The sequence below is a fragment of the Devosia sp. genome (genome assembly GCF_028290645.1).
Taxonomy (GTDB): domain Bacteria; phylum Pseudomonadota; class Alphaproteobacteria; order Rhizobiales; family Devosiaceae; genus Devosia_A.
Window position 1 is genome coordinate 1 of the sequence record NZ_JAQGJL010000317.1, and the last position, 11,711, is coordinate 11,711.

An 11,711-nucleotide genomic window follows, 5' to 3' on the forward strand; every position below is an offset into this window, starting at 1 on the left:
TGCACCGCGGCGGCGCTGGCCGGGGTGGCGGAGGCCGAGTTCTCGTCCATCAGGCGGGTGAGCAGCTCTTCGTCGAGCGAGCCCCAGTTGACCCCGATGCGGACCGGCTTGTCGCAGCGCATGGCCAGTTCGATCAGCGTCGAGAACTGCGTGTCCCGCTTGGCCTTGAAGCCGACATTGCCCGGGTTGATCCGGTATTTCGCCAGCGCCTCGGCGGCGGCCGGATGGTCGGTGAGGAGCTTGTGGCCGATATAGTGGAAATCGCCGATCAGCGGCACGGTAACGCCGCGCGCCCGGAGCTTGTCGCGGATGTGTGGCACTGCTGCTGCCGACTCGTCACGGTCTACCGTGATGCGCACCAGTTCCGAGCCGGCGCGCCACAGCTGCGCCACCTGCTTCACCGTCGCTTCGATGTCGGCGGTATCGGTATTGGTCATCGACTGCACGACGACCGGTGCACTGCCGCCCACCATCACGCCACCGATATTCACCCCAACCGACTGCCGGCGCGGGAAGATGCTCATTTCTCACCTCGTTGCCGAGCAGATATGCCTTTGACGTTGGCGGCGCAATGTTACGATTGCGTGACCGATTGCAGCGAGGCCGGTCTTGAAGCTGAACATGACCGGTCCCATTTGAAACCGATGAACAGGTTCTCGCTCCTCGCCCGCTTCCTCACCTTCCGCAAGGAACTCGGCACGCTGTGGCGCGCCTTCGTGGCGCCAGAGACGCCGGTGCACCTGAAGGCACTGATGCTGCTGGTGCCGGCTTACCTCCTGAGCCCCATCGACCTGGTCCCCGACTTCATCCCGGTGCTGGGCTGGGTCGACGATTTCGTCGTCGTGCCGCTGCTCGTCGGCTTCATCGTCCGCCTGCTGCCCCAGCCGATGAAGGTCTGGACCGCACCCGATGGCAGCAAGGTCATCGAGGGGACGGCGCGGCGCCGTTAGGCGCCGCTACTCGAACCGCACCAGCAGGTCCTTGGCGTCGATCTGGTCGCCCGGCCGCACGGTGACGTCGGCGACGACGCCGTCGGCTTCTGCGTGGATCGCGGTCTCCATCTTCATCGCTTCGATCGACAGCAGCACATCACCGGCGGAAACCTTGTCGCCGACCTTGACCAATAGCCCCGAGATCACGCCCGGCATCGGCGCGCCGACCTGCTTAGCGTCGCCCAGCGCAGCCTTGGCGCGCACCTGCACCTCGCCGACCTTGAGGCGATCCGGCACGGTGATGGTGCGAGGCTGGCCGTTGAGGTCGAAGAAGACCCGGACCTGGCCCTTCTCGTTGGTCTCGGCGCGGCCCAGATACTGCAACACCAGGGTCTTGCCCTTCTCGATATCGACGAGCAGTTCCTCCCCCTGCTCGAGACCGTAGAAATAGACCGGCGTCGGCAGCGCCGCGGTTGGGCCGTACTTGTCCTGGGTCTTGAGGAAATCCGAGAACACCTTGGGGTACATTAGGTAGGAGGCGAGGCGCTTGTCGTCGATGTCCTCGCCGGCTTCCTTGGCGATTTTGGCGCGCTCAGCCTCGAGGTCCACGTCCTTGAGATAGGAGCCGGGCCGCTCGGTCAGCGGCTTCTTGCCCTTCAGCACCTTCTTCTGCAGCGCCGGCGGGAAGCCGCCCGGCGGCTGGCCAAGATCGCCGGCGAAGAAGCCGACCACCGAGTCCGGGAACGCGATATCGCGGTTCGGGTCTTCGACATCGGCTCGGGTCAGCCCGGCCGACACCATGGCCAGCGCCATGTCGCCAACCACCTTCGAGCTCGGCGTCACCTTCACGATGTCCCCGAACATCTGGTTCACGTCGGCATAGGTCTGCGCCACCTGGTGCCAGCGGCTTTCGAGCCCGAGCGAACGCGCCTGCTCCTTGAGGTTGGTGAACTGCCCGCCGGGCATTTCGTGGAGGTACACTTCGGATGCGCCCGAGCGCAGGTCGCTCTCGAAGGCGCGGTACTGCGTGCGCACCGCTTCCCAGTAGAAAGACAGCTCGCGGATGGCGCGGGTGTCGAGCCTGGGATCGCGCGGGCCGTCCTTCAGCGCCGCGACCAGCGAGCCCAGCGTCGGCTGCGAGGTGGTGCCGCTGAGCGCATCCATCGCCGCGTCGACCGCATCGACCCCGGCCTCGACCGCAGCGATAATCGTCGCCGCCGAGGCGCCCGAGGTGTCGTGCGTATGGAGGTGGATGGGGAGGCCGATTTCCGACTTCAGCGTCTCGATGAGCTTCTTGGCCGCTGCCGGCTTCAGCAGCCCGGCCATGTCCTTGAGGCCCAGCACATGCGCCCCGGCAGCTTCGAGCTCCTTGGCCAGCCCGACATAGTACTTTAAATCGTACTTCGCGCGGTTCGGGTCGAGCACGTCGCCGGTATAGCAGATGGCGCCCTCGGCCACCTTGTCGGCCTCGATCACCGCATCGATCGAGACACGCATGTTCTCGACCCAGTTGAGGCAGTCAAACACGCGGAACACGTCGACCCCGCCCTTCGCTGCCTCGCGGACGAAGAACTTCACCACGTTGTCCGGGTAGTTAGTGTAGCCGACGCCATTGCTGCCGCGCAGCAGCATCTGCGTCAGGATGTTCGGGGCGCCTTCGCGGACGGCGGCAAGCCTCTCCCATGGGTCCTCGTTGAGGAACCGCATCGCGACGTCGAAGGTCGCGCCGCCCCAGCATTCGAGCGAGAACAGGTTCGGCAGCCCGCGGCTATAGGCCTGGGCGATGCGGGTGATGTCGAACGAACGCATGCGTGTCGCCAGCAGCGACTGGTGCGCATCGCGCATCGTGGTGTCGGTGAACAGCACCTCGGTCTGCGCCTTCATCCAGCGCGCCAGCCCCTTCGGGCCGTCGCGATCGAGGATCTGCCTCGTGCCCTCGACGACGATCAGCGGCTCGTATTCGGGCACCACCGGCTCGATCGCATCGGCCGGCGGCCGTGGCCGATCGCGCACTTCCGGGTGCCCGTTGACGGTCACGTCGGCGATATAGGTCAAAAGCTTCGTCGCCCGATCCTGCCGGCGCTTGAAGTCGAACAGAGCGGGCGTCGTGTCGATGAAGCGCGTGGTGTAGCGGTTGTTGATGAAATCTGGGTGAGTGATGATGTTTTCGAGGAACGCCAGGTTGGTGGCGACGCCGCGGATACGGAACTCGCGCAGCGCCCGATGCATGCGGGCGATCGCCTCCTCGGGGGTCGGCGCCCAGCAGGTGATCTTCTCGAGCAGCGGATCGTAGAACCGGGTGATGATCGCGCCGGCATAAGCGGTGCCGCCGTCAAGCCGGACGCCGAAGCCGGTCGCCTCGCGATAGGCAGTTATGCGGCCATAGTCCGGAATGAAGTTCTGCTCCGGGTCCTCGGTGGTGACGCGGCACTGGATGGCGTTGCCGTTGAGCCGGATATCGCCCTGCAGCGGCACGCCCGATTGCGGCGTGCCGATCACCGCGCCCTCGAGGAGCCGAATCTGCGCCTTGACGATGTCGATGCCGGTCACCTGCTCGGTGACCGTATGCTCGACCTGGATGCGCGGGTTTACTTCGATGAAATAGAACTTGTCGGTGTCCGCATCGAGCAGGAACTCGACCGTGCCGGCGCCACGATAGTTCGCCGCCTTGCCGAGCCGGATGGCGGCACCTGTCAGCTCATCGCGCACCTGTTGGCTCAGATACGGCGCAGGCGCCCGCTCCACCACCTTCTGGTTGCGGCGCTGTACCGAGCAGTCGCGCTCGAACAGGTGGACGAGGTTGCCGTGGTCGTCGCCGATCAGCTGCACCTCGACATGGCGGGCCCGCTCGATCAGCTTTTCGAGATACATCTCGTCCTTGCCGAACGCCGCCTTTGCCTCGCGTTTGCCTTCCGAGACTTCGGAGATCAGCGTCGACTCGTCCATGATCCGGCGCATGCCGCGGCCACCGCCGCCCCAGCTCGCCTTCAGCATTAGCGGATAGCCGATCTCGGCGGCCATGCGCTTGACTTCGTTCATGTCCTCGGGGAGCGCCTCAGTCGCCGGCACCACCGGCACCTCCGAGGCGATCGCCATGTTGCGCGCCGCCACCTTGTTGCCGAGATCGCGCATCGTCTGGGCCCGCGGACCGATGAAGATGATCCCGGCGTCCTCGCAGGCATCGGCGAATTCGGGGCTCTCGGATAGGAGGCCATAACCTGGATGGATCGCATCGGCGCCGGAGATGCGGGCGACGCGGATGTATTCGTCGATCTGCAGGTACGCCTCGACCGGGCCCTTGCCCTTGCCGATCAGGTAGGCTTCGTCGGCCTTGAACCGATGCAGCGCCAGCTTGTCCTCTTCGGCATAGCAGGCGACCGTCTTGATGTTCAGTTCGTTGGCGGCGCGAAACACCCGGATGGCGATTTCGCTGCGGTTGGCGACAAGGATCTTCTTGATCGGCATGGATTTAACCCGAGCAGGAGGGGGCGGGGCACGTTTGTGCCGGCAAGGGTAGTCTAAGGCCCGTCGGGGCCTTTATTTCTGGCTCAGATGGCCCGCGAGATGGGACATGTCGTAGCCGGCATGCGCCGCCGCCGAGATGATCTCGGAAGCGGGCGCCTTTCCCGCCTGGCTCAACGCCCACAGGGTCGTCGAACGCGTGCCGGAGCGGCAGTAGCAGAATACCGGGCCGGTGCTCCCCTCGAGCACCTCCTTGGTCTCTGCAACCATTTCGGGGCTCACCCCTTCGCGGCCGAGCGGGATGAAGTGGTAGGCGAGTCCGGCGGCATGCGCCGCCTGTTCGATCGTCGCGCCCGATGGCTGGTCCGGAGATTCCCCGTCCGGCCGGTTATTGATGATGGCGACGAACCCTTGGGCCTTGATGGCCGGTATATCTTCCGGGCTGATCTGCGGGGACACGCTCACGTGGTCGTTGATCCGCTTCACGTCCAAATCACATCACTCCGATAAAGCCGAGGTCTTCCCGGGACCCTTATAGACTTCGGCATATCGGAGAGGCAAGGCACGCCATCGCCGCCCTAAGTCTCACGACTTTGGGCTAGGCGGCGCTGGCGAGCCGCGGCATCGCCAGCGGCTCAGGGCGCGCCAGTAGGTAGCCTTGCAAGGCCGTGACCCCGACTCGCTGCAGGAAGAGCAACTGCGCCTCGGTCTCTACCCCTTCGGCGATCACCTCGACCTTGAGCGAGCGGGCGATTTTCGAGATGGCCGAAACGATCAGGCCGTCGATCCGGCTCCCTGGCAGGTTCATCACATTGGAGCGGTCGATCTTGATGATATCGAACGGGAAGCCGCGCAGGTATTCGAGGCTCGCAAAGCCGGTCCCGAAATCATCGATCGCTACCCGGACGCCAAGGGCGCGCAGGGTGTCGATATTGTCGAGCTCTACCGTCCCCGGCTGCAGCGGCAGCGATTCAGTGATCTCGATGACGATCTGGCTGCCTTTGGTCCCGGTATTCTTGAGGATCGCAGTGAAGCGCTCGGCGAGATCGCCACGCCTGAGCTGCACCACCGAGACGTTGATGCCGACATTGGGTGTCCCCAGTCGGCCGAGATCGGCGCAGGCACGGCGGAGCACCCAGTCCCCGAGCTTGTCGATCAGGTCGGACTGCTCGGCGATGCCGATGAAATCGCATGGCGGCACCCTGCCCCGTACCGGGTGCTGCCAGCGCACCAGCGCTTCGTAGCTGAGCCGGGTAACGCCATCGGCGGCAAAGATCGGCTGATAGTGCAGTTCGAGCTCGTTGAGGAGGATCGCCGCCCTGAGATCGCGCTCGACGAAGCGCTTGTGCCGCTCGTCGGCCATCAGTTCGGACTCGAAAGCCACCGTCGAGGCACGGCCCTGCTTCTTGCCCTTGTAGAGCGCCAGATCCGCCTTGGAGATCAGTTCGTCCGCTTCCGCTGCGTCCTGCGGCCAGAGCGCCACGCCGATCGTTGCCGACAGCCGGATCGGCCGACCCTCGATGCTGATCGGCTGGCCAAGGGTCTGGAGTATCCTGTCCCCAAGCCGCACCAGTGCCGGCTTGCTGTCCTGCCCTACCAGCACGATGCCGAATTCGTCGCCGCCCAGACGCCCGATCAGCGCGTCGGGCATCAGCGTCTTGAGCGTCTTCACGAGGTGCACAAGGGCCGAATCGCCGGCCGCATGGCCCTGCGAATCGTTGAGCACCTTGAGGTTATCCATGTCGATCTGCATGTAGGCGACCGGCCGGTCGTTCCCGTGGAGGTTTTCCCGCAGCGCACTGAAGAAATACGAGCGCGTGTGGGCACCGGTCAGCGCGTCCTGATAGGCGAAATCGAGCAGCCGCCGCTGCTCGTCGGCCGCCCGCTGCAATTCCTGCTTCAGCCGCACAAATCCCCAGCGCAGCAGCAGTAGGAGCGTGGCGCCGGCCGCGACGCGCGCCGCCAGCAGTTCGGGCGCGCGGGCATCTGACTCGTAGTAGAGGAAGCCAAGGGCCGAGATGACTCCCATCGCAAGCACAAGGGCCGCGACGCCGATGAAAACCAGCCGGTAGGTGCCGATGACCTGCTCGAGTGATGCTTGGCGTCGCAAAATCTGGACGAGCTCCATTGCCCCAAGGTCGGCGGTAGGGTGTCGCACACTCCGCCACGGAGCTTTCCGAAACCCTAACATCGGTAAATTATGACAGCGAAAACAAGCGCCTAAGCCGGCTGCGCGTCGCCATGACACCAAACCATAGGACCGCGATATGACGGCTCGGCAACAGCGCTGCCGGCCTGTTGGAGTGTGGATAACGAAGCGTTGCCGCTCTATTGCGCCGGTGCCGCCGGGACCGGCTGCTCGACCGGCAGGCCGACCCATGGACGCCAGATCTCGCCACGCTCGGCGACGAACCGGTCGGCGACGGTCTCGACCGTCTCGCCGGCCTCACCAAGTTGCTGCAGCATCCGGTTCATCTCCTCGAACGGCATCCGCGCCCGGCCGAAATAGGCCGCGACCTGCGGCGCATCGAGATAGACCCACTCGGCCAGCGCGATCACCACCGGGTCCGGGGCGAAGCCGGTCGGGGCCGGCGAGGCGCAGGCGGCGCGGCCGAGGCAGAGGAACGCCTCGCGGTCGTAGGCGGCCAGCGCCACCGGCTTGAAGGCGAACTGTGCCAGCACGGCGTTGGGCTGCCAGTAATAGAAGAGGATCGGCTCCCTACGCCCCACCGCCTCGGCGATCAACGCATCGAGTTCGAACCGGTTGGCCGGCTCGACGATGTCGAAACTCTGGTCGAGCCCGTAGGCGCGCAGCATGTTGCGGTTGACCACGGCGCAGCCCCAGTCGATCGGGCACGAAATGAACTTGCCGCGCCCGTTGCCGTCGCCGAAATCGGCCGCATGCGCCTTCAGCCCCTCGATCGTCGTCACCTCGGGCCATTGCGTCGCGGCATATTCGGGCACGAACCAGCCCTCGAAAACCGTCTCGGCATAGGGCGTCCCGGCCTGGCGCACCTTCTGGCCCTTCATCGCCGCATTCCAGATATCGGCGATGCGCCCGATCCACAGTTCGGGCGCCACAGCCGGCTGGCCGGTCGCCCCCATCGCCGAGCCGGTGGCGGCGAGGTCGCCTTCCTGCACCGCGACGTTGCAGAGATAGTTGGCCGTCAAAAGCCGCGAATGGATTTCGGCGAGGATCGCCGATGACGGCCAGGCCATCCGCGCGATCGCCACCTGCTGCGTGCCGCAGGGCGGCGGCGGAGGGGCCGGCGGCCCCTCGCCGATCACCGCATCCGGCGCAACCCCCTCGGCCGGTGGCTCCAGCGTCTGGATCGACTCCTGGGCCGCGGCGCTCGCCATGACGAGCGCGACGACGAGAACTGAGATATAGCCGAACAGCTTTGTCATCGGACCGGAAGCGGGAGCGAGTTTGCTGGCCGAACTTATAGGGCCGCGGTGCGCGAAGACAAATGCTCCCGGGAGCTTTTACCACTTGATCAAAAGCGGATGACTCGCCTTTGCGAAATATGCAATATCGCGCGCAGCGGGGCGCGGGTTGTGCCCCCATTGATTGTTGCCTCGACGGAATGGCCGGTAACAACGGCGCACGGCGGGGTGACTGTACAGAGGGAAATCATGAAGAAATCCAATCTCCTTGGCCTGGCCGTCGCGGCGACCGTGCTCGGTCTCGCTGTTCCGGCGCTCGCCGAAGACGTGAAACTGGGCATCCTCGGTGACCTGACCGGGCCGATCGAATCCCTGGCGCCCCCGATCGTCGCCGGCGCACAGCTGGCCTTCGACGAGGTCAACGCCCAGGGCGGTATCCTCGGCGGCGGCAAGATCGTCTCCGTCACCGGTGACTCGGCCTGTGACCCGTCGGTTGCCGGCCCCGCCGCCGACAAGCTGGTCAACACCGACCAGGTAACCGCCATGGTCGGCGCCTTCTGCACCGGCGCCACCATCGGCGCCGCCACCGCCGCAGGCATTCCGGGCGGCGTCGTCCAGATCTCGCCGTCGGCCTCGGCTCCGGCGCTCACCACGCTCGAGGACAACGACCTCGTCTTCCGCACCACCCCGTCCGATGCGTTCCAGGGCGTGAAGCTGGCCGAACTGCTGCTCTCCAAGGGCCTCAAGGACGTTGCCGTCACCTACGTGAACAACGACTACGGCAAGGGTCTCGCCGACGTGTTCGTCCAGACCTTCACCGCCAATGGCGGCACGGTTTCGGCCAACGTCGCGCATGAAGACGGCAAGGCGGACTATCGCGCCGAACTCGGCCAGCTCTCGTCGGGCGGCTCGCAGAACCTCGTGATCCTCGCCTACGCTTCGGGCTCGGGCAAGACGGTGCTGCAGCAGGCCATCGAAGGCGGCGAGTTCACCGCCTACGTCGGTGGTGACGGCATGGTCGGCGACGGCCTCGTGACCGGCCTGCCGCCGGAAGCGGTCAACGGCAAGATCATTGCCACCCGCGCCGGCGCCTATACCGGTGAATCGGCCGAGGTCTACAAGAAGCTCGCCACCGACGCCGGCCAGGACCCTGCCGCGACCTACGCGCCGCAGGCCTATGACGCCGCTTTCATCCTCGCCCTCGCGGTCGAGAAGAACGGCTCGGCCAAGCGCGAAGGCCTTGCGGCCGCCGTGCGTGACGTCGCTTCTGCTCCGGGCGAGAAGATCCTGCCCGGCGAATGGTCCAAGGCTGTCGAGCTGATCAAGGCCGGCACCGACATCGACTATGACGGCGCCGGCGGCCCGGCCGACTTCGACAAGGCCGGCGACGTCGACGGCATCATCGTCGAGCTCGCCGTGGAAGACGGCAAGTTCGTCGAGAAGGGCGCGATCGAGTAAGGGATCGCCCGTCCGGCGTCGGCCGGAGCTGGAAGCGCATCAAGGGCCCGGGAGCGATCCCGGGCCCTTTTTCGTATGGGCGACCGGGGGTGCGGACGTGCCGACACGCCCGACTGGCCTGGGCCATCGCGGTTTTCCTGCATTTCTTGCCGCTTCTTGAAGCGGCATGGGCGGGACTTTGTCCCGGTGCGGGTCGTGCCGCGAACTGTATAAGGTTGGGACTCTTGCCCCGCCCAATTGCGTACGGTTTTTGGCTCGGTGGTGCGCAAAGCGTACGCTTTCACCAAACCCCAGGGGAAGCGGCCTCCCCCTGGCCCGAACCCTCCCCGCGATGCCCCGTCGGCACCTCGCATCGGAAAGGTGAGGGGAGATTACCACGGGCGAATCACGCGGGGATAGGATTCCTGAGTGAGGCGGACGGCCCCTCCCATCCTCCCCCATGAAGGGCGAGTTGCCCCATCCAGTTTGCGGCGCGATCACGACCAAGCACCAGCCTGCCCCTCCCTTCGCGGGGAGGGCTGGGGAGGGGCCGTCTGTTCAGTCGGGCACATCGTGGAACGTCGCCAGCCGCCTGGCCTCGATGCGCTTCTCACCGGTGCGGACGGAGATCTCCAAATGCTCCGCCTGGGTCACGTCGAGCACCTTGCTCGGCCGGTACGCGCAGGCATTGCTGCCGCCCCTGTGCCGTACGCTGTCGTAGAGCACGCCGTCCTCGCCGGTGGCCCGCAGTCCCTCTCCGAACACCTGCCCGGCGGCGTAATTGTCAGGGGCGTGCAGTTCCGGCGCGTCGCCGCGGATATCGCGATAGCTACCGTCGAGCCGGGACGAATAGCTGCGATAGACCCGCTGCATCGCCTCCAGGCCCCGCGCCAGTGCCTCGCGCCTGAGATGATGCCCCACCTCGGCGATAGCGGTGGCCGGGGCGGCCGACGCGTACCACGCGCCGAGCTCGGGCCCGTTGAACCGCCCTCCCCCCGGCGCGGCATGGAGAAACGCCGCCATGATGATGCTGGAGTTCGGTCGGCCGAACACCCACTCGCCCGGCGGCAGGCGCGCCAGCCGCTCCTTCACCACCCGGTCATTGGTCCAGCCCGCGAGCTCCATCACCGCTGCGGCGTCGGCGGTGGTGGCGACGGTGTCGAACAGCCCGATCGGCGGGAAGCGCGAGGGGATCAGCCGGTGCGTCGGCTGCGGTGCAGGCGACTGCATCAGCTGATGACGATGTCGCTGTCTTCGTAAGGGGTGAACGCGGCGTCGAGCGCGTTTGGGGGCATGTAGAGCCCGCCGCGCGCCGCATCGAGGAAGCGCCGTACCGCCATCAGGCCGTCCTGCGTGCCCGAAGTGACCAGCGCCAATGGCGGCTGGCCGCCGAACACCGGCGCCATATGGGGACCCTTCAGCCAGCGTATCCCGTCGGCCTCGTCGGCGAACAAGACGCCCAGCGCCTGGTGGATGCCGAACACGGCCGAGATGCGGATCAGCGCATCGACATCCAGAGTGAAGGGCTGCTGCTCGCGCGCGAGCTTGGCCCAGTGATGGTAGGTCGAGCGCGACGGATAGCCGAGCACAAGCCGGCGCTGCTCCTCAGTAAGGGCCCAGCGGTCGGCGATGGCGAGGAACGTGCGCAGTGCCGGCCCGCTCAACCGCCGCCGGTTGGGCGTCGAAAACCTGCTGAAATCGAGGATTTCCCCCAATGCGGCGGGTACGAACCCCGCCTGCGGCTGTTCCTTGAACCCGAGCATGACCTGTCTCTCCGACTTGGTGCCAAACTAGACATAGTCCAAATTGGGACGGATGACAATACGGCTGTCCAGATTTGGACAGGTCAGACCTCGCGCTTCACCACCTCGGGGATCAGCCCGCGCGGCGCATAGCGAAGCGCGATGGTGATCACCACACCGAGCACCAGGACGCGCATCTGGCTGGCGCGCGACTGGATTTCGGGGATGGCGCCCCAGCCCATGTCGGTGGACCAGTTGGAGATGCCGTTGAACAGCCATTGCGACACGGGATCGGAGATCATCCAGGTCAAGTAGATGAGGAGCGCCCCGAACACTGCGCCCCAGTTATTGCCGGCGCCGCCCACGATCACCATCACCCAGATGAGGAAGGTGTGGTTGATCGGCTGGTAGGCGCCCGGGTCGTAAATCTGCTGGAACGACACCAGCATGGCCCCGCCGATCCCCATCAGCACCGAGCCGAGCACGAAAATCTCGAGCTGCCGGCGGGTGACGTTCTTGCCCATCGAGGCGGCCGCGATGTGGTTGTCGCGGATCGCCCGCATCATCCGGCCCCACGGCCCGCCATAGGCGCGCTGGATCAGGAAGAACACGGCGGCCAGCACGACGAGGACGAGGATCAAGAACCCGCCGCGGCCATAGATCAGCGACAGCGTCTGCTCGACGCCCATCGCCTGGTAATCCTCGGGTTTTGGCAGCGGCCAATTGATCGGCGACACGGTCAGCGTGCCGC

At 65.9% G+C, this 11,711-nt stretch carries 10 protein-coding genes; 2 read left to right on the forward strand and 8 right to left on the reverse strand.

Annotation, left to right across the window (positions count from 1 at the left end):
* Positions 1–524, reverse strand: a 524-nt coding sequence (locus JWQ89_RS17095; RefSeq protein ID WP_299642929.1) for a flavodoxin-dependent (E)-4-hydroxy-3-methylbut-2-enyl-diphosphate synthase, incomplete at its 3' end; no start/stop codon positions are given.
* A 120-nt stretch (positions 525–644) separates the two neighbouring features.
* On the opposite strand from JWQ89_RS17095, the gene JWQ89_RS17100 reads away from it, so the two are divergent.
* Entirely contained in the window at positions 645–950 is a 306-nt protein-coding gene (locus tag JWQ89_RS17100; protein ID WP_299642931.1) for a YkvA family protein, read from the forward strand.
* A gap of 6 nt (positions 951–956) precedes the next feature.
* On the opposite strand, the gene pyc is transcribed toward JWQ89_RS17100, so the two are convergent.
* From pyc to JWQ89_RS17120, 4 genes are all read right to left on the reverse strand, one after another.
* Entirely contained in the window at positions 957–4,397 is a 3,441-nt protein-coding gene (pyc, locus tag JWQ89_RS17105) for a pyruvate carboxylase (protein ID WP_299642933.1), read from the reverse strand.
* Between the two features lie 72 nt (positions 4,398–4,469).
* On the reverse strand, positions 4,470–4,880 hold the full coding sequence (locus JWQ89_RS17110) for a TIGR01244 family sulfur transferase (protein ID WP_299642935.1): 411 nt from the start codon (positions 4,878–4,880) through the stop codon (positions 4,470–4,472).
* A gap of 112 nt (positions 4,881–4,992) precedes the next feature.
* Positions 4,993–6,504 carry a bifunctional diguanylate cyclase/phosphodiesterase gene (locus JWQ89_RS17115; protein ID WP_299642937.1) on the reverse strand — a complete coding sequence of 504 codons (1,512 nt, stop codon included), beginning with the start codon at positions 6,502–6,504 and terminating at the stop codon, positions 4,993–4,995.
* Between the two features lie 218 nt (positions 6,505–6,722).
* Positions 6,723–7,802 (reverse strand): glycine betaine ABC transporter substrate-binding protein, encoded by a 1,080-nt coding sequence (locus tag JWQ89_RS17120; RefSeq protein WP_299642938.1) that lies wholly within the window; start codon positions 7,800–7,802, stop codon positions 6,723–6,725.
* Positions 7,803–8,030: 228 nt separating this feature from the next.
* On the opposite strand from JWQ89_RS17120, the gene JWQ89_RS17125 reads away from it, so the two are divergent.
* Positions 8,031–9,239, forward strand: coding sequence for an ABC transporter substrate-binding protein (locus JWQ89_RS17125; RefSeq protein ID WP_299642939.1), 1,209 nt, complete (start codon positions 8,031–8,033; stop codon positions 9,237–9,239).
* Positions 9,240–9,776: 537 nt separating this feature from the next.
* Here the strand turns inward: JWQ89_RS17125 and JWQ89_RS17130 are convergent.
* The 3 genes from JWQ89_RS17130 to JWQ89_RS17140 all read right to left on the reverse strand — a co-directional run.
* Positions 9,777–10,451, reverse strand: coding sequence for an RES family NAD+ phosphorylase (locus JWQ89_RS17130; protein ID WP_299642944.1), 675 nt, complete (start codon positions 10,449–10,451; stop codon positions 9,777–9,779).
* Positions 10,448–10,981 carry an MbcA/ParS/Xre antitoxin family protein gene (locus JWQ89_RS17135; RefSeq protein WP_299642940.1) on the reverse strand — a complete coding sequence of 178 codons (534 nt, stop codon included), beginning with the start codon at positions 10,979–10,981 and terminating at the stop codon, positions 10,448–10,450. Before JWQ89_RS17135 ends, JWQ89_RS17130 begins: the two co-directional genes overlap by 4 nt.
* Positions 10,982–11,064: 83 nt before the next feature.
* Positions 11,065–11,711: branched-chain amino acid ABC transporter permease (locus JWQ89_RS17140; protein ID WP_299642942.1), on the reverse strand; the 647-nt coding region annotated here is incomplete at its 5' end.

Coding starts and splice junctions, on each gene's coding strand:
- JWQ89_RS17100 (WP_299642931.1), top strand. CDS start 645: ATGAACAGGTTCTCGCTCCTCGCCCGCTTCCTCACCTTCCGCAAGGAA.
- pyc (WP_299642933.1), bottom strand. CDS start 4,397: ATGCCGATCAAGAAGATCCTTGTCGCCAACCGCAGCGAAATCGCCATC.
- JWQ89_RS17120 (WP_299642938.1), bottom strand. CDS start 7,802: ATGACAAAGCTGTTCGGCTATATCTCAGTTCTCGTCGTCGCGCTCGTC.
- JWQ89_RS17125 (WP_299642939.1), top strand. CDS start 8,031: ATGAAGAAATCCAATCTCCTTGGCCTGGCCGTCGCGGCGACCGTGCTC.
- JWQ89_RS17135 (WP_299642940.1), bottom strand. CDS start 10,981: ATGCTCGGGTTCAAGGAACAGCCGCAGGCGGGGTTCGTACCCGCCGCA.